This is a genomic window from Allokutzneria oryzae (assembly GCF_042429765.1).
GTDB lineage: Bacteria > Actinomycetota > Actinomycetes > Mycobacteriales > Pseudonocardiaceae > Allokutzneria > Allokutzneria oryzae.
The window spans coordinates 426529-451838 of record NZ_JBHLZU010000010.1 but is presented as its reverse complement, the minus strand read 5'-3'; the positions used below and the strand labels follow the sequence as shown (position 1 = coordinate 451838).

Genomic DNA, 25310 nt, shown 5'->3' with positions numbered 1-25310 from the left:
CCTGCGACACGGGTGCTCACGCGGGTCGGAGCGCGGCGGCGATCTCCGCGCCGTCCAGGGTGACTCCCGCGGGTTCGACCCCGGCGGTGAACCACTCGACCAGGAACTCGAAGGGCTGCTCCGGGGGCAACGGCCACATCCACAGCATCGCGTACGTCCGCACGCTGTCCGCGCTGACGGTGGCGTCGGCCCAGGTCACGGTGAACGACGGTTCGAGCCGCCACGCGCCGTCGGAGCGCCGGTAGCTCGGCCAGCCGCCACCGTGCTCCACGGCCAAGGTGTCGTCGGCGAACCGCACGGCGAAGCGGGGCGGTTTCGCCTCGCCCGTCAGGCTCGCCCGGATCTCGTCCCACTCCGCCTTGCCGAGCCCCTCGGCCCTGGCGGTCACGCCGACCTCCAGGTGACAGCCCTGCGGGTAGGCCCACACCGCGGTGACCCCGACAGTCACGTTGTCGGTGCTGGCCATGGTCCGGCCGACGGGCACGACAGTGCTGCCGGAGGCCTGCGGCGGACCCGCCAACGGCCGCGCTCCGGGCGCCAGCGCGAGCTCCGGCCTGCGGTGCGCCTCGTCGAAGGAGCAGAACGATTCCATGCCATGAACGGTAGCCGCGAACCACCTGTTCAAAGCCGTCGCGAAGGTGATCTGGGGGTGTTTTCAGGGTTCCCCCCTGCGGAACCGGCGACGGTCCCCGGAAGACCGTTCCGGGGACCGTCGCCGTCGCAAGGCCTAACGCGTGGGAACGAGCGCCATCGCGCTGCCACCGCCACGGCGTTCCGGCTCGGCGGCGAACTGGATCCGGCCGTGGCCGAGGAACTCCAGCGCCGTGACCGATCCGATCTCCGGCTTCGGTGCGAAGTTGCTCGGAGCGAGGGTGAACTCATGTCCCTTCCGCTCCAGCACCGGCCGCAGCCGTCCGTCCATGAAACCCGGCTCGGCCTCGGTCTTGGCCGCGTTGCGCTGCGAGATCCGGGGCGCGGCGACCGCCTGCGGCAGCGACTTGCCGAGGTCGAGCCGGTTCACCAGCGTCTGGAGCACGGTGGTGATGATCGTGGCTCCCCCGGGGGAGCCCACGGCCAGCAGCGGCTTGCCGTCGTTGAGCACGATCGTCGGCGACATGCTGCTGCGCGGCCGCTTGCCGCCCGCGGGCGCGTTCGCCGGGAGCGGCGCGCCGGGGGCAGGCGGGGTGATGTCGAAGTCGGTGAGCTCGTTGTTGAGCAGGAAACCCCTGCCGGGAACGGTGATCGCGCTACCGCCGGTCTGCTCGATGGTCAACGTGTAGGACACGACGTTGCCCCACCGGTCGGCCGTGACCAGGTGTGTTGTCGAAGGGCCCTCGTAGGTCTGCGGGGCAGCGGGCATCGTCGGCGAGGGGCAGGGCTGGCCGGGAACCACCTTGCTCGGGTCGCCGGCGAGCGCGGGATGGCCCATCGTCTTGTCGGGCTTGATGAAACACGCGCGCTGCTTGGCGAAGTCGTCGGACAGCAGCCCGGACACCGGAACGTCCACAAAGGACGGATCACCGACCCACCGGTTCCGGTCGGCGTAGGCCAGCCGGGAGGCTTCGAGGTAGTAGTGCAGGGCCTGCGCCTCGTCCTTGCCGGAAAGGCGGTGGTTCTCCAGGATGTTCAGCGCCTCGCCGACCGTGGTGCCACCGGAGGACGGCGGAGCCATGCTGTACACGTCGAGACCGCGGTAGCCGGTCCTGGTCGGCTTGCGCTCGGCGACCTGGTACGCGGCGAGGTCGGACGGCTTCATCAGCCCCGGTGCGACGGTCAGCCCCGCGGCCGGATCGACGGGCGGCTTCTCGGCGGTGCGGGCGACGTCACGCCCGAGCTCTCCCTTGTACAGCCAGTCGACGCCCTTGCGCCCGAGCTGCTCGTAGGTGTCGGCGAGGTCGGGATTGCGCAGCGTCGTCCCGACTTCCGGCAGCTTTCCGCCCGGCAGGTAGAGCTCTGCCGTCGCGGGGAAGGCGTGAAAGCGCTTCTCGTTCAGCGCCGTCTGACCGCGGAACTCCTCGTCCACGACGAAACCCTTGCGCGCCAGCTCGATCGCCGGGCGGAGGTTCTGCCGGAGGTCGAACCTGCCCCACTTGCGCAGCGCCCGGTCCCACGTCGCCGGAGTGCCGGGCACGCCGACGGACAAGCCGGAGGTGACCGCCTGGTCGAAGGGCATCGCCTTGCCGGTCTTGGGGTCCACGAAGGAGTCGGGGCGCATCGCCGCGGGCGCGGTCTCCCGCCCGTCCAGCGTGTGCACCTTCTTCGTGCGAGCGTCGTAGTAGACGAAGAAGCCACCTCCGCCGATACCAGCGGAGTACGCCTCGGTAACCCCTAGTGCGGCAGCAGCAGCGACAGCGGCGTCCACCGCGGTACCGCCCCTGGCGAGGACCTCGATGCCAGCCTTGGTGGCGTCGTGGTCGACGGTGGCGACGCCACCTCCGTAGCCGGTCGCGGTCGCGCGCTTGGCCGTGCCAGGCCACCCCGCGCGCTCGTCCGGTCCTGCGCTGGCGGGCGCGGTGGAGACCACACCGGCCAGCATCGGGAGCAGGGCGAGGACGGCCAGGCCGCGCCGGGTTCGCGAGCCCGGTCGCGCGCCGGCCGGAGCAGGGGCCTGTCGCGTGCTCGGAGTTCTCATCGGCCCTTCCTACACGGCGCCCCCGACAGATGGCAGTCCGTACCGACGAGTACTGGGATCAGTGATGATGATGTGATCCCTTCGTCCGGTGCGCGGCGTTCCGCGACCTGGGTACGCTGTGTTCCGTGCGACACGAAACGGCCACGATGAGTGACCGAAGCCGCTTCCTGGCCTTCGTGTTTCTCGCCGTTTACGTGACGCTGCACCTGTCGGTCTGCTGCGGCCACCCGGACGGCACCAGCCACTCCGCACCAGTCGTCGCGGCCGACCACGTGTCGCACGGGCACTCGCACGACCTGCCGTGCGACCCGCACGCGCACTCCGCCGATGACGTGGCGTGCAGCGCCCCGCCCCGCGCGAAGAGCGACCTGCCACCGCTCACCGACGCGGCCGTGGTGCTGCCGTTCCTCGGCCTCGTCGTCCCGCCCACCGCCGTCCGGCGACGGCGGAACCATCCACGCAGCACAGTCCACAGCGGACGAACACTGCTGCTCACCATCTGCGTGGCGCGGAACTGACAGCCCCACCGCCCCGCCTCCGCGGGGACGGACCGCTGTCACACACGCTCCCCGGCCCGACGCGCACCGCGCGCCGAGCGGTTGACGCACGGCCGGGAATCCCCAAAGGGACAACGCACATGGACACCATCACGTACTCGCCCGCCGCGCTGGTCAGCTCGGCCGCCCGCTGCCAGGACCTGACCGCCACCGTCGGCAACACCCCGGTGCTGTGGGTCGACGAGCCGTTCGCCCCGGCCGGGCGCGGGTTCTGGGCGAAGCTGGAGGGCAGCAACCCCGGTGGCATGAAGGACCGCCCCGCGCTGCACATGATCGCCAAGGCCAGGGAACGCGGCGACCTCGCACCCGGCGGCATGATCGTCGAGTCCACCAGCGGCACGCTCGGGCTCGGCCTCGCGCTGGCCGGGATCGCCTTCGACCACCCGGTCACCCTGGTCACCGACCCGGGCCTGGAGCCGATCATGCACCGGCTGCTCGCCGCCTACGGCGCGCGGGTCGAACTGGTGCGGCAACCGCACCCCACCGGTGGCTGGCAGGAGGCCCGCAGGCAGCGCGTGACGGAACTGCTCGCGCTCAACCCCGGCTCGTACTGCCCCGACCAGTACCACAACCCCGACAACGTCGACGGCTACGCGCCACTGGCGCACGAGCTGATCGCGCAGCTGGGCCGAGTGGACACGCTGGTGTGCTCGGTGGGCACCGGCGGCCATTCGGCGGGAGTCTCCCGCGTGCTCCGGCGGTACTTCCCCACCCTGCGGCTGGTCGGAGTCGACACCGTCGGCTCGACCATCTTCGGCCAGCCCGCGCGCCCCCGGCTGATGCGCGGCCTCGGCTCCAGCATCTACCCGCGCAACGTGGCCTACGAACACTTCGACGAGGTGCACTGGGTCGCACCCGCCGAGGCCGTGTGGGCCTGCCGCGAACTGGCGGCTACCCGCTTCGCCAGCGGCGGATGGAGTGTCGGCGCGGTGTCACTCGTCGCGGGCTGGCTGGCGCGGACGTCGAGCACATGCACGCGAATCGCCGCCGTGTTCCCCGATGGGCCGCAACGCTATTACGACACCGTGTTCAACGACGAGTTCTGCGCGGAGCACGGCCTGCTGGACGGCCGACCGGCAGAGCACCCCGATGAGGTCGCAAGTCCTGCCGAACGCGAGATCCACCGCTGGACCCGCTGCACCAGCGTGATCGACCCGGTGCGTGCGTGATGCGGGAAACCCTTGCGCAGTACCGGTCCTTCAACCGCCCCGCGCGGATGTTGGTGATCAACCAGTTCGCCATCAACGTCGCCTTCTACATGCTGATGCCGTACCTGGCCGCCCACCTGTCCGGCACACTCGGCCTCGCGGGCTGGCTCGTCGGACTCGTCCTCGGCGTGCGCAACCTCTCGCAGCAGGGCATGTTCCTGCTCGGCGGCGCGCTCGCGGACCGGTTCGGCTACAAGCCGCTGATCGTCGCGGGCTGCACCCTCCGCACCGGGGGCTTCGCCCTGCTCGGATTGGTGGACTCACTGCCGGCGCTGATCATCGCGTCGTTCGCGACCGGGTTCGCCGGAGCCTTGTTCAACCCGGCGGTCCGCGCTTACCTGGCCGCCGACGCCGGAGAACGGCGGGTCGAGGCGTTCGCGCTGTTCAACGTCTTCTACCAGGCGGGAATCCTGGTCGGCCCGCTCGTCGGGCTCGCGTTGACCGGCCTGGACTTCCGGCTCACGTGCCTGACGGCGGCGGTGGTCTTCCTTGGCCTGACCGTGGCCCAGATCCGCGCACTGCCCGCGCACGAGGCCGTCGCCGAAGAGCGCGCCACCTCATGGCGCACCGTGCTCACCAACCGGCCGTTCCTGCTGTTCTCCGCGGCCATGATCGGCTCGTACGTGCTGTCGTTCCAGGTCTACCTGCTCCTGCCGTTGCACGTCCGCGAGGTCGCGGGAACCGAGCTGGGCGGCACCATCGCCGTGGGCGCGTTGTTCGCGGTCTCCGCGCTCGTGGCGATCTTCGGCCAGGTCCGGATCACGGCCTGGTGCAAGCGGAAACTGGCACCAGGCCGCTGCCTCGTGCTCGGCATCGGGCTGATGTCGCTCGCCTTCGCGGTGCTGTTGGCCGCGTCGTCGCTCGGCTTCGACGAGTCCGGCTCGGTGCTCGCGCTCGCTCCCGCGATGATCGCCGCGGCGGTGCTGACGATGGGCACGATGGTCGGCTACCCGTTCGAGATGGACACGATCGTCTCGCTGGCCGGAGGACGCCTCGTGGCAACGCACTACGGGCTGTACAACACGATCTCCGGCATCGGTATCACTCTGGGCAACCTGCTCACCGGCGCCGCGCTGGACATCGCGGAGCAGGCAGGCGCGCGGTACCTGCCGTGGCTGGCGCTGACCCTGGTCGGCGTGGTCTGCACGCTCGCCGTGCACCGGCTCGACCGGTCGAGCCGACTGCAACCGGCGTGAGCCGTGGGCCGGGGTGGCGGCCGACCGCCGCCCCGGCTCAGTCCCGGACGATCCGCACCGCGACCGCGCCGACTCCGGCGACGGCCAGCAGCGCCAAGCCGATGGCGAGCGTGGGAGCCGGTTCGCCGCGGTCGCGGTCGACGGGCGGCGCGGACAACGTGGTGACCGTCTCCACCTCGGAGGTGGCCGACCCGGAGGTGAAGTCGTCGCTGACGAAGTACTGGGCGACCGTTGACGACGTCGGCGGGCACGCGGTCTTCGGCATCGGCACGGACGGCTGAGCGGGCTGGCACTCCGCAGAACCGAGACCGAGGACCGCGGCGACACCACAGTCCGGGCTCTGCGCGGCGCCCGCGAAGGCCGGGGTCGCACACGCGAGAACGAAGGCGACCACCACCGAACCCAGTAGGCGCACGCCGACCCTCCTGACCAACTCCGCGCAGAACGGACCCCTGCTACCTGGAATGTCCGTTTAGGGGCCGAAGTCGTTACGGGCCGCCAAGAACTCACACACGTTCGTGACTGAGCGGTCCGTCCGAGTGACATCTCGGCCGATCTCGTCATGCGGAGTCGCCAACCCTCTCGCACCATGGGACCAGGCCCACGGGGAGGCGCACATGGACAGCACACCGATCACGATCAACTACGTTCCCGACGGTGACGACTGGACCATCACAGTCGACGCGGGCCCGGAGAGCACGACCGCGCACGCGCCGGGTCTGATCGCGGCACGGGACAGCGCGGACCAGATCGTCGAGAAGATCCTCACCGGCAAGAAGCAGCGGACCGTCGTGCACCTTCTCGAAGGCGACGCCTTCGCCTTCACCACCGCCTATCTGACCGCCCGGCACGGCATGACCACGAGCTACTCGGCCGGCCCCGCCGAGGCAGGCGCGCCCGACTCGGCCCCTACGGAAGCCGGGACCGACCCCGAGGAACCCGCGAGCGCCGCAGGCTGAGCACCGCCCCCGCACGGGCAATGCGCCGCGCCTAGGATTGGTGGGCGGGCACACGGCCGCACCGGTCACAGGGAGGCATGGTGGCCACAGCGCCCCAGGCGGGAGAGCCCAGGACAGCCCAGCGGGGAAGACCCCGCGACGCCAGCCGGGACGACGCGCTGCGCAGGGCGACGCTGGAGGTCATGGCGGATGTCGGATACCGCGCGTTGACCATGGACGCCGTCGCCGCACGTGCACGTGCGGGCAAGGCGACCATCTACCGCCGCTGGGAGTCCAAGCTCGAACTGGTCATCGACACCTGTCATGAGCTGGTCAGCCGCAACATCCCGCAGCCGGACACCGGAACTGTCGCCGGCGACCTGCGCGAGTTCCTCTCCACCTACGCCACGCTGCTGACCGGACCGATCGGCAAGGCGGCACAGGCTCTGGTCGGCGAGCTGCCGCACGAGCCCGAGCTGGCAACTGCCTTCCGCGCCGGGTTCCTCAGCTCACAGCGGGCGATGCTGCGCAGGATCCTGGAGGCGGGCACCGTGCGTGGCGAGGTCCGGGCCGACGCCCCGCACGGAATCGTCGTCGAGCTGGCCGGAGCGGCGCTCACCCATCGGCTGATGCTGATCGGTGAGCCCGCGGATCCGACCTACATCGACCGACTGGTCGACGAGGCCCTGATGCCCCTGCTGCGCTGACAGCCCGCCGTTTAGCGGAACAGCCTGCGCACCAGCGTCAACGCGACGAGCACGCCGAACCCGATCAAGGGCAGCTTGATCTTGGGGTCGTCGAGCTTGTGACGCACGGCCTCCGAGCCGGTCTCCACGAAGCGCTTCGGGTGCGCACGCACACTCAGCTGGTCCAACGTGGTAGCGAGCGCGTCTCGCGCCTGCTCGATCTCGCGCTCAATGGTGTCCGGGTCGCGGGCCACGGCTCCTCCTCGCTCACGACACACTCCGGCCCAACACGGTAGTCAGCGTCTCGGGGCAACCCGACACCGGCACGCCCAACAGCCGGTCGAATTTTTGGTAACGACGTTTCCGAACAGCCCGCGATCGAGCCCGACGACGCCCTATAGGCTGTGCACCCTGGGGGCCGTAGCCCAATTGGCAGAGGCACACGGTTTAGGTCCGTGCCAGTGTGGGTTCGAGTCCCACCGGCCCCACGCAGGTCACTCTCCAGCGTTTTCATGATCGAAATGTGACGCAGCCCGAACCACCCCGGTGCCTGATCGTGCCAAGCGCGGTCGGGTCCGGTCATCGAAGGTGCCGCTGCGCAGCGCTCGCTCAGCGGCTACTTCGCCGCCGGGCAACCCAGCACTGCCGCCGAGCGTCTTGACGGATGCCGTCTCCCGCAGGACGAGCGTCAGACGGTGATCCGGCCAGGTGGGGGGAGATCGAGTTCATGACGACGACATCGTCGACTGTGTCCGCCGTGGGAGTCGAGCCGGACCGGCTGGTCCAGGCCCGCGGCACCCAACAGGCTCTTGCCGTCGCCGCCCTGCGCTCGGTCCGCGTCTCATGACCGGCGAACGCGCCGCCCCGGCAGCGTGGCGGATCGACGTGACGCGCCTGCCCGAGGACGTCGTGGAACTCATCGACGCCCTCGCGCCCGGCGAGGACCTGATCATCACGCGGGACGGCGATCCGGTCGCGGCGATCTCCAGCACGCGCGGCGCGCTATCTGGGGCCATCATTGAGCCCGGCTCGCCAGACGAGACCGCCGAACAACCACTGATGGACTACGACAACGTGACAGTCGTCGCCACCGCGATGAAGCTGTCGGCCTCGGCCCGGGCGTCGCTGTCCGCCGAGCTCGGTGCGGATTACATCGTGCTGGACCTGCACGCGGCGCCGACGACCGCCGAGGTGCTGCTGGTGCCGCCGACCAGCCCGCAGTTGATCGGAAGCCTCCGGTTGATGTTCCCGAAGGCCCGCGTCATCATCGCCGAGATCGAGGACGACGTCCTCGGGGTCAGCTATCACGGCCCGGTTCGCCGCATGCTCGACGCGGGCGCCGACAACTATCTGAGCTCGACCACCATCCCGCGGCTGGCCAAGCAGCTCGACCACGCCATCACCCAGCGCCACCAGATCACCGGGGGCGCAACCGCACGACTTGAGATCGAACCCTCCCGAGGCCGCCAGTACCCGGAATGAACGCACGCTATTCGGCTATGAGCGGACATTGTGGTCAGGTCCTTCTCCGAAGTCCGACCGCCTTGATCACCAACTCTTGTCCCTGAGTGGTCACTTCCTGGTTCTTGTGCTGACGCGTTAGGTCCACAGCGCGTCACACCGGTTCTCGGCCGGCCGTGGCGACAAGTACTCGTGGTTGAAGCGCAGCCCGAGCCTGGCTGGCTCATCACGCCACTCATCGCCGTTGTCCTGACGGCCAGTTGTGCCCGCTGAGCTCCCCACGCTTATCCGGGATGTCGAGCGCGTGCTCCAAAGGCCGAAGAGCGACCTTGCGTCCTGAAGTTCGTCATAAGCCTCCTGTTCTCACTCCGTCGAGCGATGCGACCGCTGTCCCTCGCAGACGTTTACCCGGTGGTGAGCCGGCATTGAGTGCCGACTCCTTAGATGACCACCGCCACATGCGGTGACAGGTCGGGAGATCTCCGCACAATGCGGAGAACCGCGTACTCACTGCTCTCGCCCTCGGCGTGCTGACCTTGAGTGGCAGCCCGGTCAACGCGTCTGCTGCCACTGCCGCTCCCCTTGAGCAGGGTTCTGAGCACACCGCGCGAATGAACTGTGGCGTTGGCGTCGTGACGGTTACGCCAAGTACAACCACTGCGGTCCCGGATCCACCACCATCCGTGTCCGCTGGGTCATCGCCAGCCGTGCGGAGAAGGACCGTTGCGTTGGTCCGGGCGTGACCAATCTTGAGGACGGCTCTGTGGCCGACCGGTTCATCAGCAACGCCTGGTAGGTCAGGCCAGGTTGCTGAGTACTTCTCTCAGGAGGTGTGCGGTTCGTGATCCGCGCGCCACACACCTCTGCTTCGCGGTCAGATTTTTGAAGGGGAGCCAGTAGTCCGCCACCGAGACCATCCGCTCTTGCTCCTTGCTCAGTCTGACTGGGCAAGGCTCGGGACGCACTGAGGTCTTCTTCAAGGTTTTACTGCGGTCGTCCACCTCGAAGTAGCTGGTCTTCCTCAGCGACGCGAGACCGCCGGGTACCTAACGTCGTCATCGTGATCGACGAAGTCATGGAGTTGGCGACCAGCCCCGACCCCGACGGCATCACCGGTTGGGCCATCGGTCTGATGGAGGCGCTGGGCGGACCAGGCGCCGGCCTGGCCATCGCGCTGGAAAATCTGTTCCCGCCGTTACCCAGCGAGGTGATCCTGCCGCTGGCGGGCTTCACCGCGAGCAAGGGGAGCCTCAGCCTGCTGGGCGCGATCCTGTGGACCACCCTGGGGTCTGTGGTCGGCGCCGTGGTCCTCTACGCGGTGGGGGCGCTGCTCGGCCGTGAGCGCACCCGCGCGATCGCCGCGAAGCTCCCGCTGGTCAAGGTCTCCGACATCGACCGCACCGAGGCGTGGTTCGCGCGGCACGGGGTGAAGGCGGTGTTCTTCGGACGGATGATCCCGATCTTTCGCAGCTTCATCTCTGTCCCAGCCGGGGTCGAACGGATGCGGATTCCCACCTTCCTGCTTTTCACCACCCTGGGCAGCCTGATCTGGAACACCGCGTTCGTGCTCGCCGGATACGCACTCGGCGAGAACTGGAGTCTGGTCGAGCAGTACGCGGGAATCCTGTCCAAGGGCGTGGCCGGTGCCGTCGTGCTCGCAGTGATCTGGTTCGTGGTGACGCGGACGATGAAGCGCAGACGGGTTCAGGAGCCCAGGTAACGCAGCACGGCGAGCACGCGGCGGCTGTAGCCCGTCGCGTGCGAGAGGTCCAGCTTCTCGAAAATGGCGTTGACGTGCTTCTCCACCGCGCTCCGGGAAACGTGTAGCTGCTCGGCGATCGTATTGTTCGTGTGTCCCTGCGCCATCCTGCCGAGCACGTCACGTTCCCTGGTCGTCAACCGCCCCAACGGATCGACGTGGGTGGTCCGGGACAGCAGCTGCCGGACCACCTCCGGGTCGAACGCAGCGCCACCTTCGGCGACGCGCTGCAACGCGTCAAGGAACTCGCCTACCTGGACCACCCGGTCCTTCAACAGGTATCCGACTCCTTCGGAATCGGCGCTGAGCAGTTCGGTGGCGTACCGCTTCTCCACGTACTGCGACAGCACGAGAACACCCACTGAGGGCCAGGTCCGCCGAATTTCCAACGCGGCGCGCAACCCCTCGTCGGTGTGTGTCGGGGGCATTCGGACATCCACCACGACAACGTCCGGTTGCTCGCGCCGGACATAGGCGAGGAGCTCGGCGGCGTCTCCAACCGCTGCCAGCACTTCGTGGCCCTCCTCGGCCAGCAGGCGGACAAGTCCTTCCCGCAACAACGCCGAGTCCTCGGCGAGGATCACGCGCACGGCAGCATCACCCGGATCTCCGTCGGCCCTCCTGCGGGACTGCGCAACACGAACTCGCCGTCCAGTGCGGCGACCCGACCGGCAAGACCGCTCAACCCGCGGCCGGCCGGATCGGCTCCACCCGTTCCGTCGTCACCGACGATGACCACGATCTCATCCCCAATTCGTCCAATGTGGACCTCGATGCAGGAGGCAGTCGAATGCTTGACGGCGTTGGTCACCGCCTCGAACACGACGAAGTACACGACCGCCTCGACCGGGGAGACGAGCCGTTCCTCCAACCGGTAGTGCATCCGCACGGGCACCTCGGACCGCTCGGCGAGCGCGGTGAGCACCTCCTCGAGGCCCAAGTCGTCGAGGGCGCTCGGGTACACCCGCCACGCCACTTCGCGCAGGTCGGTCAACGCCTGCTGCGACTCCTCATGCGCCTGGCGCAGCAGCTCCTGCGCGTTGTCCGGGTCCGTGCCACGACGAACCCTGCCCAGCAACATTCCGAGCGCGACGAGGCGTTGTTGAACACCGTCGTGCAGGTCTCGTTCGATGCGACGGCGCTCGTCGTTGACGGCCTTCACAATCTCGGCGCGACTCGCCGAGAGCTGAGTGACCCGGCGTTCCAGCACCTCGACCGCGCTCGGGCCGAGAAGCCTCCGCAACAACCACCGCTCGACGGCGGCCTGGGCGAAAGTGAACAGGGCAGTGACATACATACCGGCGAGCCCCAACAAGGCCAGGGCGATCATGTAAAACGCGTTGGTGGCGTCGCGGGGGTCTGCTTTCACAGCCCAGCCGACACTGCCTTCCAACGGAGAACCCGGTGGGACGTACAGGTACAGCAGCAGGAAGCTGAGGCCGTACCAATAACCGATAATCACAACGAGGCCGCCGAGCAGGCCGATGGGGGCACGCGCGATGAGGTAGCGCAGGGCCCTCGGACCGTCGTTGTCCCTTCCCGGTTCCGCTGCGCACCACAGCACCAGCCGTCGGCGCTCCAGCCGCACCAGGGCACGTGCCTGGGCAAGGACCATTCTTCTGGTTGTGCGCCGGGCCCCCTGCCACACCAGCCCGGGCAAGGACACGACCAAAGCCCACAGCAGGAACCCGAGGTCCACCAACGCCATCGGCAGCCCAAGCAGCACGCCGACCGTCACCGGTCCCCACGCGCGGATCCCTTCGGGCTTCGCCCTCCAGCCGATCGAGTCAACCCCCACGCACCGAGGCTAACCGAGCCCGGGTTCGCCTGCTCCTCTTGCGTCGAGGCCATGCCGGTAGGCGTACCGCACGGCGTCCGCTCGATTGCGCGCACCGATCTTCGCGAACGCGTTGTTGATGTGCGTTTTCACTGTGGCTTCACCGATGTACAGCTCCTTCGCGATCTCGCTGTTGCTCAGTCCGCGCGCGATCAGAGCGAGCACCTCAGCCTCACGAGGGGTCAGTCCGTCCGCGGGCCGCCTGGTCGCCGCTGCCTCGGTGCCTCCGGCGAACGCGGCCACCAACCGCTTGGACACCGCAACGTCGAAAGTGGACTGTCCCGCTGTCACCGCGCGGAGAGCAGTCGCGATCTCGGCGCGACCGGCTTCCTTGGTGAGGTACCCACGTGCACCCGCGCTCAGGGCGGAGGCAATCGATTCGTCGTCGTCATAGGTAGTGAGCACCAGCACGGCGACGTCGGGATGCCGTTCGGTGATGAGGCGTGTCGCCTCGGCACCGTTCATGACCGGCATCCGCAGGTCCATCAGCACGACGTCGGCGGAGGTCTCGTTCAGCAGCTCCAACGCCTGGCGACCGTTGCCCGCGTTCCCCACCACCTCAACGTCGTCAAGGAGGTCCAGCAACGCCACCAATCCCTCGCGCATGATCTGCTGGTCGTCGACCACGACCACCCGGATCGGCTCACTCACTCCGGGACCTCCACTGTCACCAGCCAACCGCCGTCGTCCGTCGGCGTCGTTGCGAGAGTGCCACCGACCAAAGCGACTCGCTCACGCATTCCGGTGAGGCCGAAGCCACCCACCTCGTCACCGGCAACGACCACCCGATTCGGTGGTGCGTTGCGCACGTCGACCCGAATACCCGTGACCTGGTAGCTCAGGGCGAGTGTGACGGATGCGCCCGGCGCATGCTTGGCCGCATTGGTCAATGCCTCACGCACCGTACCCAGCAGGGCGACAGTGGCAGCCGAGGAGATGAATCGTGGCTCACCTTCGGTGATCACGTCGATGTCCACGGCGTGGTTCGTGCGGTGCTGCTCCGCGAGCTCGGCCACCGCCTCGGCCAGTGGAGCCACATCGGCTCGCAGTGCAGCGACCGCACGGCGGGCCTCGGCGAGCCCTTCCGCGGCCAGCCGACGGGACCGGCGCACGCGCTCCACCGCGCCCGCGACGTCGCCCTTGTCGGTGAGCAGAACCTCGGCCACCTCCAACTGAACGCCAAGCGCCCCAAGGGAATGCGCGAGAACGTCGTGCAGCTCCCTGGCGATGCGGGCACGTTCGTCCAGAGCGGCCGCGCGGGCGTGCTCCTGCTGGGCGAGGCGGGTCTGCTCCAACAGCTCGCGGGAGCGGACGGCTTGGAGCTCGTAGTGACGAGGGTGCATGCCCACCAACATCACGAACACGCAGGCGACCGCACTACCGAAGGCCAGGCTCGCCGAGCCACCGAAGGCGAGCGAGCTGGCGACGACCACAACGGCGTTGAGGAAGGTCACCGCAACGATCACGGCGGCGCTCACCGTGGACAGCGTGGCCAACCGCCCCAGGACCACGCACAGCATGATCAAGGCGGTGCTGTCGGTGCTCGCACCGACAGCCAAGGCGGGCAGCGCCGACGCCGCCACCAACAACAGGAGGGAGGTTCGCGGCAACCACGAATCCACCACCAGCCACAGCAGCCAGCAGGCGAGGCTCGACACGTACAGCAGCCACACCCACATCGGCGTCGGCTTCGCGGTGCCGACCGTCGCGATCAGCACCAATGTGCCCAGCACCTGGACGACGAGCCAACCGGGTGCGAGCCGCTCAGCAAGCCGTAGTCGTGCCACCAGCCCAGCCATCAGCACACACCTCCGCTTCCGGCCAGTATCACCGGCCACGCGGTTGGCGGCTCGCCGCGGCTACCGACGGTGGGAGTCATCGAGGCGGTCGAGCACCACCTTGGCCACCGCGCCCTTGACGCCGGTGTCACGGGTGCTTCGCCGCAACACCGGCTCGACAACGGACTTCGCCTGCCCCAGCAACCCCAGCTTCTTCAACACCACCAGGAGGACGATGCCCAGAATCACCAGCCCTACGACAACTGCGGCGATGATGCCGACCCGCATCAGGTAGAACTCCATCACGTGCTCCATCTCTTCCCCTTTCTCCGGTGAGAAAGCTAGGGCGGGAGCACTGTGGAGTTGGACCTCCCACGGGTGGAGACACGGGTGGAGATCCGTGACGACGCCAGCGCTAGACGGGTGTGGGCTCGAGGATGTCGAATCCGGCGTCCACCAGGATGACCTGGCCGGTCACCGCCGCGAATCCGTCATCCAGGACAAGCCCGACAACGCGGGCGATGTCCTCGGGAGCCATCATGCGGCCGAGTACTGACCGACCGGCGAGATGCTGACGGTATTCAGCCGGGAGCACCCCGACCGTGGCGTCGGTGTCGACCGCTCCGGGCGCGACCGCGTTCACCGTGATGCCCGACCGGCCCGCGTCGGCGGCGACGTTGCGCATCAACGCCTCCAGTGCGGTCTTGGCAGCGCCGTGCGCGAGCAAGGTTGGTCCGGCCTTACTCGTGACACTGCTGGAGATGTACACGATCCGACCCCGACCGCGCTCCCGCATCGACGGGAGAACCTGCTGGGTGGCGTGAAAGGCACTCGCCAGCTCGCCACCCACCTTGTCCAGGAACACCTGCCACGACAGCGATTGGAGGTCCAGGAACGGCGGCTGGATGTTGGCGTTGCACACCAACGCGTCGACTCGACCCGCCTCGGCGAGAACCGTCTCCACCAACGCGGTCACCTGGTCCGCGTCGCGGATGTCCGCCGCGATCGCCTGCGCGGTGCCACCGGCGTCGGTGATCGAGCGCACCGTGACCCTGGCTGCCTCCGCGTCGCTGCGGTAGTTGACCACGACGTGGTAGCCGCGGGAGCCGAGATCGCGGGCGATGGCCGCGCCGATTCCCCTTCCGGCTCCGGTGATCAAGGCGACCGGGCGTGACTCGACCATGGTGCTCCCCTTCGAACGGGACTCGGTGTCGAGCGCACGCTAGCCGCCAGGCTTACTGCTGGTAAGTACATACCTTGGCGTTAGCCCAGGACGTCCGGGTAGGTGCGCAGCTAGCGGGGCCGGAGCGAGCCGTTGAGGTAGGCGAGGACCGCCAGCACGCGGCGGTTGTCGTCGTCGGAGGGTGTGAGGCCGAGCTTGGTGAAGATGCTCGCGGTGTGCTTGCCGATGGCGCCTTCACTGATGAACAACCGCTGCGCGATGGCGGCGTTGGAGCGGCCCTCGGCCATCAGTTCCAGCACCTCCCGTTCGCGGGCGGTCAGCTGACCGATGGGTTCGTTGCGGGCGTTGCTGGCCAACAGCTTCGAGATGACCTCTGGGTCCATCACCGTGCCGCCCCTGGCGACCCGGCGGACGGCGTCGACGAACTGCTCGGCGTTGAACACCCTGTCCTTCAACAGGTATCCGATGGCGCCCGTGCCGTCCGCGAGCAGCTCTCTGGCGTAGAGCTGCTCGACGTGTTGGGACAGTACGAGAACGGGCAAGCCGGGGACGGCGCGGCGGGCGGTCAGCGCCGCCTGGAGGCCCTCGTCGGTGAAGGTCGGCGGCAGCCGGACGTCCACGACGGCCACGTCCGGGCGGAGTTCGGTGAGCGCGTGCTGAAGCTCCGGGCCGCTCTCCACCGCCGCCACGATCTCGAACCCGTGCGCCTGCAACAGGTGCGTCAGGCCGTCTCGAAGGAGGTAGAGGTCTTCAGCGAGGACAACACGCACGGCAGCTCCATCATCACCTTGGTCGGCCCGCCCCTCGGGCTGTCGACGGTGAACGTACCGTCGAATGTCGCCAACCTGCGTTCGATTCCCCGCATCCCGCTACCCCGCTCCGGGTCCGCTCCGCCGTGCCCGTCATCGGTGACGGTGATCCGGAGTCGGTCGCCGTCGTGGTCGAGTGCGATCGACACGCGGACCGCGTCGGCGTGCTTGGCGACGTTGGCCAACGTCTCGGACACGCCGAAGTACGCCGCGGACTCGACCGGCGCCTCCAGCCGGCCGGTGAGCGTGCCGCTGACCTCGACGTCGAGCGCGCTGTCCAGGGCCAGCGCACGGACGGCGTCGACCAGGCCGCGTTCGGCGAGCACCGGTGGATGGATGCCGCGGACGAGGTCGCGGAGTTCGCGCAGGGCCACCGAGGACGCCTCGCGGACCTGGGCGACCAGGGCTTTGGCCGCGGCGGGGTCCCGTTCGATCAGGGCTTCGGCTGCACCGAGCTTCAGGCCCATCGCGACCAGACGGGCCTGGGCGCCGTCGTGCAGGTCCCGCTCGATGCGGCGCAGTTCGGCCGCCTGGGCGTCGGACGCCTCGGCCCTGGACGTCGTCAGCGCCTGGACCCGCTTGGCGAGCAGCGCCGCCTGGGTGGGAGCGAGCAGCACCCCGTTCCACCTCGCGTAGGTCCGGACGAACCACGGGGCGATCACCAGGGCGAGCGTCGTCAGCAGCACGCCGAGGACCGGCTCGACGACACCGGGCAGGTGACCGAGCAGGGTCGCCTTCGGCGCGAGCAGGTCGGCGACGGTGTACCCGGGTTTCGGTGTCGCGTCGAAGAAGTAGGCGATCAGCGGCTCCCAGAACCACGGGAACACCAGACCGAACACGCCGATGCAGGCGAGGATCGCAGGCAGGAGCGGCAGCAGGCTCACCACGGTGTTCGCCGCCATCCACGCGATGTCCCTCCAGGTGGCTCGGTCGGACATGACCCATTTCCAGCGCTCGTGACGGATCACCGGGCCCGCGCTGCGGTGCAGGGTGCGACCGGCCAGGTACATGCCGTCGGGGCGCGGCCGGGGCAGGCCGGGCTCCGGAAGGTAGGGATCGGGGATCGGCTCGCCGAGCACCTCCTTGACCTTGGTGCGGACGAGGTTGGGCAGGGAACGACCGGCCTCCACCAACGGCGCCCACGCCAGACCGCTGAGACCGAGGAAGGTGAAGAGCACGATCCCGAGGAGGTGGGCGAGGAACAGCAGGAAGCCCAGCACGCCGAACGCGGTGATGACCGCTCCGTGACCGATCGCGGTGAGCCGGTCGGCCAGCCACACGCGAGGCTTCGACCTGGGGCCGCGCTCGCGACGGCGGCCGAGCAGCACCTTGGTCCACCTGCCGTGCAGCCGGACCAGCCAGGGCGCGACGAGCACTCCGGTCGCCGCGATCGCGAGGCCGGCCGGGACCGAGGCCCACTGGAGAGAGCCGAGCGGAATGCCTGCGTACCAATGGGTTCCGGACGGCAGCCAGGGCGCGGCGATGCCGAACAGCCCGTAGCCGAACGCGGCGGCCGGCAGCAGACCGAGCACCAGTCCGACGACTCCGTTGGTGAGCATCCAGAGCCAGTCGCGCCCAGTGGCGGGGTCCTCGGCGTACCACGTCAGCCTGCGCTGGTAGTTCAGCCACCAACCGGTCTTGTAGAGCTGGTTCCCGTCGCGGTACCAGCCGTCCTCGCCGGGCTGGGCGGGTTCCGGTTCGGGCCGGTACGGATCCGGTATGTCCACTGTGGACCACCTGCCCGCGAGGCGCCTGGCGAGCCGGGGCACGAAGCGGGTGTGCTTCACGGCGGGCATGTACGTGATGACAAGACCGACCATGAGCGTGAGCAGCGCCAGCAGTGTCACGATCCACGCCGCCAACCCGAGCAGCGCGACGCCCGCGAGCGCGACTCCTCGTGCCATCGCGACGGCGTACCTGCGCACCATGGACCGCTCCTGACTGTTCGACACCAACCACAACGCGGACAAGTCTGCGGCCCGGCACCTCATCCGCGCACTGCGCCCAGGGCCCCGGTGGGGTGGTGCTAGGCCCACCCCCACTCGGGAGCCAGACGGATTCTGGCAAGGCGTCGCGGTCCATAGCGTTCTTCCCGTCACCGCAGCACAGTCGAAAGGGGCGGGCGAGATGCCGGTCATCGAGGTCACCAACCTGCACAAGCGCTATCCCGGCAAGGTAGCCGTGCACGACGTGTCCTTCAGCGTCGAGCGGGGCGAGATCTTCGGCATCCTCGGCCCGAACGGCGCGGGGAAGACCACCACCGTGGAGTCCGTGATCGGCCTGCGCCGGCCCGACGGCGGCACGATCTCCGTGCTGGGCCTGGACCCGGTCCGGGACCGTGACCGGCTCACGGCGCGGGTCGGCGTGCAGTTGCAGCAGAGCGAGCTGCCGGAGCGGATGCGGGTGCGCGAGGCGCTGGAGCTCTACAGCTCCTTCTACCCCGACCCCGCCGACTGGCGGGAGCTGCTGGACCAGCTCGGTATCGCGGACAAGGCCGACACCGCCTTCCGCAAGCTCTCCGGCGGCCAGAAGCAGCGGTTGTCCATCGCCCTGGCGCTGGTCGGCAACCCCGAGGTCGCCGTGCTCGACGAGCTGACGACCGGACTGGACCCGCAGGCCCGCCGGGACACCTGGGAGGTGGTCCAGCGCGTCCGGGACCGCGGCGTGACCGTCCTGCTGGTCACCCACTTCATGGAGGAAGCCGAGTACCTCTGCGACCGGCTCTCGCTGATCGACGCGGGCCGGGTGGTCGCCACCGACAGCCCCACCGGGCTGATCGCGCGGGTCGACGCGGAGCTGCGGCTGCGGTTCCGGGTGTCCGGCCCGCTGGACACCGCCGTGCTCACCGCGCTGCCCTGCGTGACATCGGCGCGCAGGACCGGCCCCCAGGTGCTGGTCACCGGCACCGGCGACCTGCTCACCCAGGTCTCCTCCGCGCTCAGCGCGGTCGGCGTCACCCCCACCGACCTGCGCGTGGAGCACACCACCCTCGACGACGCCTTCCTGGCGCTGACCGGCCGCAAGCTGGTCGGCTGAGAAACCGGAGAGAACACCATGACCCGCCTCGCCCGCATCACCGTCGTCGAGCTCCGGCTCTTCCTGCGCGAGCCCATGACCGTGCTTTTCGGCATCGCGCTGCCGACCCTGCTCCTGGTGATCTTCGGATCGATCCCGTCCTTCGCCGCGCCCAACCCGGACCTCGACGGGGAACGCTTCATCGACGTGTACGTGCCCGCCCTGATCGCCACCTCGCTGGCGATGCTGGCGCTGAGCTCGTTACCGACTGTGCTGGCCTCCTACCGCGAGAAGGGAGTGCTGCGCAGGCTGGCCACGACGCCCGTGCGGCCCGGACTGCTGCTGACCGCGCAGCTCGTGACGCACCTGTTGATGGCGCTGGTCGCCGTCGGCCTGCTGCTGGCCGTTGGCGGCATCGGGTTCGCGTTGCCGATGCCAGCCAACGCGCTCGGGTTCGCGCTTGCGCTGCTGCTCGCGACGACCTCGGTGTTCGCGATCGGGCTCATGATCGCCGCGCTCGCCAGGACCGGCCGTCTCGCCTCCGGGATCGGCTCGCTGTTGTTCTTCCCGGTGGCGTTCCTGGCCGGTCTGTGGACGCCGGGGCCGGTCATGCCGGAGCTCCTGCGTGGGATCGCCTCGTTCAGCCCGCTCGGCGCGGGCAGCCAGGCGATCAAGGCGGCCTGGGAGGGGGCGTGGCCGCAGCCGCTGCACCTGCTGGTGATGCTGGGCTTCACGGTGCTCGCCGGCTTGGTGGCGGCCCGCTGGTTCCGCTGGGAGTAGCGGAGCCCGCGTGAACCCCGGCCCGCGCTCGGGCCGGGGTTCGGCCTGTCTACGGTGGCGGCATGTCCGAGCTCGCCGAACTCTCCGCACGCCTGCGCGCCTTCGCCGCCGCCAGGAACTGGGAACCGTTCCACACGCCGAAGAACCTCGCGATGGCGTTGGCCGGCGAGGCGGGTGAGGTCGTCGCCGAGCTGCAGTGGCTCAGCGACGCGGAGATCACCGAAGGCCTCGCGGAGGGCCCGCTGAAGCAGCGGCTCGCCGACGAGGCCGCCGACGTCTTCCTCTACCTGATGCAGCTGGCGAACGCGAGCGGCATCGATCTGCTCGCCGCCGCGCACGCCAAGATGGACCGGAACGAGCAGCGGTTCCCCGCCTGATCAGGCACTGCCGAGGTGGCGGTCGAAAACCAGCTGCTGCGCTTTGCTGAGCCCGACCGCGATCGCCCCGGAGAGCACGGCGTCCTCACCGAGCTCGCCCTCGACGATGGAGGGCACCAACGGGGTGAAGCCGTGCAGCGCCCGCTGGAGCGGTTCGAGCAGCAGGTCGCCGTTGCGGCCGACGCCGCCGCCGAGCACCACCAGCTCCGGGTCGATCACGGCGGTCACCGCCGCGACCCCGAAGGCCAGCCGGACCGCGACCAGCTCCACCGCGCGCAGTGCCTGGCCGTCTCCGGCGCGGGCGGCGTCGAAGACCTCGCGGGCGCTGTCCGGCTCGGCCATGCCGAAGGCCGCCGCGAGCTCGACCACCGAGCTCGCCGCGGAGACCCGTTCGAGCATGCCGCCCGGCGGCGGGGTGAGCCCGCCCTTCAGCAGCATCGCCTCGTCGAAGCGGCCGTAGGGCAGGTAGCCGATCTCGCCCGCGGCTCCGTGCGCGCCGCGGAACAGCTTGCCGTCCACCACGATGCCCATGCCGAGGCCGGTGCCCACGGTGATCAGCACGAAGGAGTTCGCACCGCGCGCCGCGCCCTGCTCGCGTTCGCCCAGCGCCGCGAGGTTGGCGTCGTTCTCCACCATCAGGCCCGCGCCGAGCTCCGCTTCCAGCTCGTCGAGCAGGCCTTTGCGCCCCCAGCCCGGCAGGTTCGGGGCGTGTTGCAGTGCTCGGTTGCCGCTGTCGGGGACGCCGGGGCTGCCGACGACCTTGGTGATAACGGAGTCCAGCGACAGCCCGGCCCCGTCGAGCAGCTCCTCCGCGAGCTGGCGGACCGTGCGCACCAGCGAACTGGCTGAGCGGCAACGGTTTCGCTCGTCGCGGCGGGCGACGACGGCGCCGGTGAGGTCGACCGCGGCCAGCCGCAACCGCTGGCGGCCGATGTCCACGACGAGCACGTGCCCCGCGGTGGGGTCGGCCTCGTAGACCACGGCCGAGCGGCCCGGTCCGGCCGAGGTGCGCCCGGCGGCGCGGACGAGTCCCGCCTCCTCCAGGCCGAGCAGGGCCTGACCGACCGTCGGCTTCGACAGCCCGGTGTCCTTCGCGATCTGCGGCCTGGTGGCCGGTCCGACGTGACGCAGCCGGTCCAGCACGGCTCGCTGGTTGAGCGTGCGCATGCTCGACGGGGTGCCGAGGGGAGGGGTCAAGGCGACCTGCCTTCGTCCGAGAACCACGGAAGTCTATTCAGCGCGGCGGCCGAGCAGAGGATTCCCTTCACCCCCAGCCTATGTTAAGAAGTTTTCCAAATTCGACCAGGAGGTTCCCGTGGCCGGTGTCACCCCACCCGCACCCTCCCCGGACGGAGGCTTCGAGCGCCGGATCGGACTGCTCCAGGCCACCGGGATCAACATGACCCAGATGTGCGGCATCGGGCCGTTCATCACCATCCCCGGCATGATCGCGGCGATGAACGGCCCGCAGGCCATGTTCGGCTGGCTGATCGGCGCGGTGATCGTGCTGGCCGACGGGCTGGTCTGGGCGGAGCTCGGCGCGGCCATGCCCGGCGCCGGCGGGACCTACCTCTACCTGCGCGAGGCGTTCCAGTACCGCACCGGCAGGCTGATGCCGTTCCTGTTCGCGTGGACGGCGATGCTGTTCATCCCGTTGATCATGTCCACCGGGGTGATCGGCCTCGTCACCTACCTCGGGTACCTGGTGCCAGGCCTGGTCGACGCGGACGGCGCCACCACCTTCACCGGTCACGCCGTCGGCATCGGTGTCGTGGCGCTGGTCGTGCTGATGCTCTACCGCAGGATCGGCGAGATCACCCGGCTCACCACGGTCCTGTTCGGCGTCATGCTCGTCTCGGTGTTCGCCGTGATCATCGCCGCGTACTCGAACTGGCACCCGGAACTGGCCTTCACCTTCACCCCGGGGACGTTCTCCCTGGACGGCGGCTCGTTCTGGCTCGGCCTCGGCGCGGGCCTGATGATCGCCATCTACGACTACCTCGGCTACAACACCAGCGCCTACCTCGGCGCGGAGATCAGCGACCCCGGCCGCAACATCCCGCGCTCCATCGTGCTGTCGATCCTGGGCATCATGGCGCTGTACTTCGTGCTGCAGGTGGGCATCCTCGGCGTGCTGCCGTGGGAGGAGGCCGCCAAGCCCGGCCCGATCGCCTCCACCGTCGTCGAGCACAACTGGGGTGCCGCCGCCGCGCAGGTGCTCACCGTGCTCGTGGTGGTGACCGCGTTCGCGTCGATCTTCGCCGGGCTGCTCGGCGGCTCCCGGGTGCCCTACAACGCCGCGAAGGACGGGGTGTTCCTGTCGTGGTTCGGCAAGCTGCACCCGCGGCTGCACTTCCCGCACGTCGGCCTGCTGGCGATGGGCGTGGTCACCGCGCTCGGCTCGCTGTTCGACCTCACCACCGTGATCGCGATGCTGACGGCGGTGTTCGTGCTGGTGCAGTCGATCGCCCAGGTGCTCGCGCTGATCGTGCTGCGGCGGCGGCAGCCGGACCTCGCGCGGCCGTACCGCCAGTGGCTCTACCCGATCCCGTGCGTCATCGCCCTGCTCGGCTGGGGCTTCGTCTACCTGCACTCCGGCCAGCAGGAGATCCCGGGCACCGGCATCAACCAGTTCATGCTGTCCCTCGGCTGGGTGGCGCTCGGCGTGGTCGCGTTCCTGGTCTGGGCCCGTCGCGAGGGCTCGTGGCCGTTCGGCCCCAAGGAGATCCGCGAGGAGTTCCTGACCGAGCCGTAGGCGCCCAGGAAGTCGTGACGATGTCCTGCCCCATTCGGGACACCTACTCCCGTGACCGGGGCAGGGTATCGACGGCACACTGAGCGGGTGGTCGCCCTCGACGATCGGGGGGATCGGAAAAGCACCGTGCCGCTGGCGGCCGCTTCCCTGGTCCTGCTCGTGCTCAGCGTGCTGTGCTTCTGGTCCCGGACCGCGGCACCGTCGGACGGCACCGTCGTCAACGTCGGCGACGTGGCGTTCAGCGGTGGAAAGGTCGTCGTGCAGCAGGGGCGCGCCGACGGACTGCTGCGCGCGGGCGACGAGGTGGTCTCGATCGGCGGCAGGGTGCTGGCCGAGGACATCCGGCCCGGCGCACTCTCCCCCGCCGTCGGGGACCGGCTGACCTACGTGGTGCTGCGCGGCGGCGAGCGCGTCGAGGTCTCGGTCCCGCTCGTGCGCTTCCCCGTGGTGGCCGCGCTCGCCCACCAGTGGCCGATGGTGCTGCTCATCTCGATCATCATCAGCGTCGCGCTGTTCGTCTTCGCCAACCGGCCACGGGACCCGGCCGCCCGCGCGTCCCTGCTGATCGCGATGACCTCGCACTTCTGCAGCGCGGGCAGCGGCTACTTCAAGCTGGAGGCGCTCGACCTCGTCGCGGGAACGCAGTTCTGGCGCTGGTACCTCGCACAGGCCGGGTTCGCGCTGCTGTGGAGCTCGATCCTGCACTTCGCGCTGTCCTTCCCGACGGCGCTGACCGGGCCGATGCGACCGCGCTGGGTGGTGCTCGCCTACCTCGGCCCGGTGCTGTTGTACGCGGCGGACGTCGCGATGCGGCTGCCGTGGGCGGTGACGCCGCTCGCCCGTTGGGAGCTGGTCGGAGCACCGGTGCGGCTACTGGTCTTCTTTTACCCCGCAATGGTCTTCGGCATGCTGCTGTACCGCTATCGCACCTGCGAGGACGCGCTCGCACAACAGCGACTGCGATGGCTGGCCGCGACTCTCGGCGGCGCGTCGCTGCTGTACGTGCTGCTCTGGGTGCTCCCGGAGATGGCGCAGGGAACCCCGCTGCTGCCACGGGAGCTGTACCCGGTCGCGTTCATGCCCGCGCCGCTCGCTCTCGCCGCCGCGGTTCTGCGCTACCACGCGCTGAACATCGAGGTCGTCGTCAGCCGGTCACTGGCGTACGCGAGCTTGTCCGCCTGTGTCGGCGCGGGCTACGCGGTGATCGTCGGCATGCTGTCGGCGACGTTGCCAGGGCTGAACAGCTTGTGGCACCAGGCGATTGCGGCGGGTGTGGCCGCCGCGCTGATCCTGCCGCTGCGCGACCGGGTGCACGCGGTGATCAACCAGCGGTTGTTCGGCGCGCGCCAGGACCCCTATCGCGTTGTCTCGGTGCTCTCCGACCGGCTCCAGGGCACGAAGACACCGCAGGAGACCGTGCAGGCCGTGGTGGAGACGGTCGGCCAGGCACTACGGCTCCCCTATGCGGCGATCGAGCTACGGCGTGGCGAGGACTCCGAGCAGGTCGCCGTGTTCGGCACGCCGGTGGGCCAGTTGACGCGGCTTCCCCTGAGATACCAGGGCGAAGTGCTCGGTGATCTTGTCGTGGCGCAGGCTCCTCGCGAACGGTTCAACCGCAAGGACCGCGGGGTGCTCGCGGACATCGCGCGGCACGCGGGAGCGATCGTGCACACCGCGCGCCTGACCACCGACCTGGCCCGCAGCCGCGCGCAGATCGTGCAGGCGCGCGAGGAGGAGCGACGGCGGCTGCTGCACGACCTGCACGACGGGGTCGGCCCGACGCTCGCCGCGGCCACGTTGGGCCTCCAGGCGTCACGGCGGTTGCTGGCCACGAATCCCCCTGCCGCCAAGGAGATGCTGCACCGCCTCGAAGACGACCTGCAGAACGCCATCGGTGAGATCCGCCGCGTCGCCAACGAGCTGAGGCCGCCCGTGCTGGACCAGCTGGGGCTGGTGACGGCGGTGCGGGAGCACGCGAACACGCTCGCGGGGCGCCTCGGGCCGTTGCGCGTGGAGATCGACCTGCCACCGGAGCTGCCCGCTCTGCCCGCCGCTGTCGAGGTCGCCGCGTACCGGATCGTGTGCGAGGCGCTGACCAACGTGGCGCGACACTCCAGGGCACGGCGCTGCTCGGTCCGGCTGGGGCTGGACGGTCACCTCGCCTTGGAGGTCACCGACGACGGGGTCGGGCTGCCGTCCCGCTACCGCGACGGGGTCGGGCTGCACTCGATGCGGGAGCGCGCCCTGGAGCTGGGCGGGAGCTGCGTTGTGGAGCCGGCGGAGGGACGCGGGACCCGCGTGCTCGCCCGCCTGCCGTTGTCAGAAGGGGGAGCCTGAGG

26 protein-coding genes and 1 tRNA gene are annotated in these 25310 nt (G+C 69.5%); 14 read left to right on the top strand and 13 right to left on the bottom strand.

The genetic code is table 11. The features are described 5' to 3' along the window. Positions 1-16: 16 nt before the first annotated feature. A complete protein-coding gene (locus ACFFQA_RS13490; RefSeq protein ID WP_377852149.1) occupies positions 17-592 on the bottom strand; it encodes a hypothetical protein in 576 nt (191 codons plus the stop codon). A 135-nt stretch (positions 593-727) separates the two neighbouring features. Further along, complete coding sequence (ggt, locus tag ACFFQA_RS13485) at positions 728-2632, bottom strand: gamma-glutamyltransferase (protein ID WP_377852148.1); 1905 nt, start codon at positions 2630-2632, stop codon at positions 728-730. Positions 2633-2778: 146 nt separating this feature from the next. Between ggt and ACFFQA_RS13480 the strand changes: the two genes are divergently transcribed. The 3 genes from ACFFQA_RS13480 (at position 2779) to ACFFQA_RS13470 (ending at position 5593) form a co-directional block, all read left to right on the top strand. Beyond that, the gene (locus ACFFQA_RS13480) at positions 2779-3150 is read left to right on the top strand and encodes a hypothetical protein (protein WP_377852147.1); all 372 of its coding nucleotides are present in this window, start codon (positions 2779-2781) and stop codon (positions 3148-3150) included. A gap of 119 nt (positions 3151-3269) precedes the next feature. Further along, the gene (locus tag ACFFQA_RS13475) at positions 3270-4358 is read left to right on the top strand and encodes a PLP-dependent cysteine synthase family protein (RefSeq protein WP_377852146.1); all 1089 of its coding nucleotides are present in this window, start codon (positions 3270-3272) and stop codon (positions 4356-4358) included. Then, positions 4358-5593, top strand: coding sequence for an MDR family MFS transporter (locus tag ACFFQA_RS13470; RefSeq protein WP_377852145.1), 1236 nt, complete (start codon positions 4358-4360; stop codon positions 5591-5593). Before ACFFQA_RS13475 ends, ACFFQA_RS13470 begins: the two co-directional genes overlap by 1 nt. 37 nt (positions 5594-5630) lie before the next feature. Here ACFFQA_RS13470 and ACFFQA_RS13465 read toward each other — a convergent pair whose 3' ends face one another. After that, positions 5631-6008 carry a hypothetical protein gene (locus ACFFQA_RS13465; RefSeq protein ID WP_377852144.1) on the bottom strand — a complete coding sequence of 126 codons (378 nt, stop codon included), beginning with the start codon at positions 6006-6008 and terminating at the stop codon, positions 5631-5633. Between the two features lie 202 nt (positions 6009-6210). On the opposite strand from ACFFQA_RS13465, the gene ACFFQA_RS13460 reads away from it, so the two are divergent. Then, positions 6211-6552: a hypothetical protein gene (locus ACFFQA_RS13460; RefSeq protein ID WP_377852143.1), complete on the top strand. Its 342-nt coding sequence runs from the start codon at positions 6211-6213 to the stop codon at positions 6550-6552. Positions 6553-6632: 80 nt separating this feature from the next. After that, positions 6633-7238 (top strand): TetR/AcrR family transcriptional regulator, encoded by a 606-nt coding sequence (locus tag ACFFQA_RS13455; protein ID WP_377852142.1) that lies wholly within the window; start codon positions 6633-6635, stop codon positions 7236-7238. An 11-nt stretch (positions 7239-7249) separates the two neighbouring features. On the opposite strand, the gene ACFFQA_RS13450 is transcribed toward ACFFQA_RS13455, so the two are convergent. Then, the gene (locus tag ACFFQA_RS13450) at positions 7250-7471 is read right to left on the bottom strand and encodes a DUF3618 domain-containing protein (protein WP_377852140.1); all 222 of its coding nucleotides are present in this window, start codon (positions 7469-7471) and stop codon (positions 7250-7252) included. A 160-nt stretch (positions 7472-7631) separates the two neighbouring features. Here ACFFQA_RS13450 and ACFFQA_RS13445 point away from each other — a divergent pair. From ACFFQA_RS13445 to ACFFQA_RS13430, 4 genes are all read left to right on the top strand, one after another. Continuing rightward, positions 7632-7705: transfer RNA gene (locus tag ACFFQA_RS13445), tRNA-Leu, on the top strand. A 355-nt stretch (positions 7706-8060) separates the two neighbouring features. Beyond that, positions 8061-8699: a hypothetical protein gene (locus ACFFQA_RS13440; RefSeq protein WP_377852139.1), complete on the top strand. Its 639-nt coding sequence runs from the start codon at positions 8061-8063 to the stop codon at positions 8697-8699. A 595-nt stretch (positions 8700-9294) separates the two neighbouring features. Continuing rightward, positions 9295-9474, top strand: a complete 180-nt coding sequence (locus ACFFQA_RS13435; RefSeq protein WP_377852286.1) for a DUF6355 family natural product biosynthesis protein — start codon at positions 9295-9297, stop codon at positions 9472-9474. 267 nt (positions 9475-9741) lie between these two features. Further along, the gene (locus ACFFQA_RS13430) at positions 9742-10398 is read left to right on the top strand and encodes a DedA family protein (RefSeq protein WP_377852285.1); all 657 of its coding nucleotides are present in this window, start codon (positions 9742-9744) and stop codon (positions 10396-10398) included. On the opposite strand, the gene ACFFQA_RS13425 is transcribed toward ACFFQA_RS13430, so the two are convergent. The 8 genes from ACFFQA_RS13425 to ACFFQA_RS13390 form a co-directional block, all read right to left on the bottom strand. Then, positions 10383-11027: a response regulator transcription factor gene (locus tag ACFFQA_RS13425; protein WP_377852138.1), complete on the bottom strand. Its 645-nt coding sequence runs from the start codon at positions 11025-11027 to the stop codon at positions 10383-10385. The two genes, ACFFQA_RS13430 and ACFFQA_RS13425, sit on opposite strands and share 16 nt — an antisense overlap. Next, the gene (locus ACFFQA_RS13420; protein ID WP_377852137.1) at positions 11018-12235 is read right to left on the bottom strand and encodes a sensor histidine kinase; all 1218 of its coding nucleotides are present in this window, start codon (positions 12233-12235) and stop codon (positions 11018-11020) included. The genes ACFFQA_RS13425 and ACFFQA_RS13420 overlap by 10 nt, the downstream gene beginning before the upstream one ends. Positions 12236-12244: 9 nt before the next feature. Beyond that, positions 12245-12925 (bottom strand): response regulator, encoded by a 681-nt coding sequence (locus tag ACFFQA_RS13415; protein ID WP_377852136.1) that lies wholly within the window; start codon positions 12923-12925, stop codon positions 12245-12247. Beyond that, positions 12922-14073: a sensor histidine kinase gene (locus ACFFQA_RS13410; protein ID WP_377852135.1), complete on the bottom strand. Its 1152-nt coding sequence runs from the start codon at positions 14071-14073 to the stop codon at positions 12922-12924. The genes ACFFQA_RS13415 and ACFFQA_RS13410 overlap by 4 nt, the downstream gene beginning before the upstream one ends. 60 nt (positions 14074-14133) lie before the next feature. Further along, the gene (locus tag ACFFQA_RS13405) at positions 14134-14367 is read right to left on the bottom strand and encodes a hypothetical protein (protein ID WP_377852134.1); all 234 of its coding nucleotides are present in this window, start codon (positions 14365-14367) and stop codon (positions 14134-14136) included. 100 nt (positions 14368-14467) lie between these two features. Continuing rightward, positions 14468-15235 (bottom strand): SDR family oxidoreductase, encoded by a 768-nt coding sequence (locus ACFFQA_RS13400; protein ID WP_377852133.1) that lies wholly within the window; start codon positions 15233-15235, stop codon positions 14468-14470. Between the two features lie 110 nt (positions 15236-15345). Beyond that, positions 15346-16005 carry a response regulator transcription factor gene (locus ACFFQA_RS13395; RefSeq protein ID WP_377852132.1) on the bottom strand — a complete coding sequence of 220 codons (660 nt, stop codon included), beginning with the start codon at positions 16003-16005 and terminating at the stop codon, positions 15346-15348. Beyond that, entirely contained in the window at positions 15957-17972 is a 2016-nt protein-coding gene (locus ACFFQA_RS13390) for a sensor histidine kinase (RefSeq protein ID WP_377852131.1), read from the bottom strand. Before ACFFQA_RS13390 ends, ACFFQA_RS13395 begins: the two co-directional genes overlap by 49 nt. A 199-nt stretch (positions 17973-18171) precedes the next feature. On the opposite strand from ACFFQA_RS13390, the gene ACFFQA_RS13385 reads away from it, so the two are divergent. The 3 genes from ACFFQA_RS13385 to ACFFQA_RS13375 all read left to right on the top strand — a co-directional run bounded on the left by ACFFQA_RS13385 (position 18172) and on the right by ACFFQA_RS13375 (position 20216). Continuing rightward, positions 18172-19080 (top strand): ABC transporter ATP-binding protein, encoded by a 909-nt coding sequence (locus ACFFQA_RS13385; RefSeq protein WP_377852129.1) that lies wholly within the window; start codon positions 18172-18174, stop codon positions 19078-19080. Positions 19081-19098: 18 nt separating this feature from the next. Further along, entirely contained in the window at positions 19099-19839 is a 741-nt protein-coding gene (locus ACFFQA_RS13380) for an ABC transporter permease (protein ID WP_377852128.1), read from the top strand. Between the two features lie 62 nt (positions 19840-19901). Beyond that, positions 19902-20216 carry a nucleotide pyrophosphohydrolase gene (locus tag ACFFQA_RS13375; RefSeq protein WP_377852126.1) on the top strand — a complete coding sequence of 105 codons (315 nt, stop codon included), beginning with the start codon at positions 19902-19904 and terminating at the stop codon, positions 20214-20216. Here the strand turns inward: ACFFQA_RS13375 and ACFFQA_RS13370 are convergent, their stop codons facing one another. After that, complete coding sequence (locus ACFFQA_RS13370) at positions 20217-21383, bottom strand: ROK family transcriptional regulator (protein WP_377852284.1); 1167 nt, start codon at positions 21381-21383, stop codon at positions 20217-20219. A 148-nt stretch (positions 21384-21531) separates the two neighbouring features. On the opposite strand from ACFFQA_RS13370, the gene ACFFQA_RS13365 reads away from it, so the two are divergent. Together ACFFQA_RS13365 and ACFFQA_RS13360 are read left to right on the top strand one after the other, a co-directional pair. After that, on the top strand, positions 21532-22971 hold the full coding sequence (locus tag ACFFQA_RS13365) for an APC family permease (RefSeq protein ID WP_377852124.1): 1440 nt from the start codon (positions 21532-21534) through the stop codon (positions 22969-22971). Between the two features lie 87 nt (positions 22972-23058). Then, positions 23059-25308 (top strand): histidine kinase, encoded by a 2250-nt coding sequence (locus ACFFQA_RS13360; RefSeq protein WP_377852123.1) that lies wholly within the window; start codon positions 23059-23061, stop codon positions 25306-25308. The last annotated feature ends 2 nt before the right edge of the window (positions 25309-25310 follow it).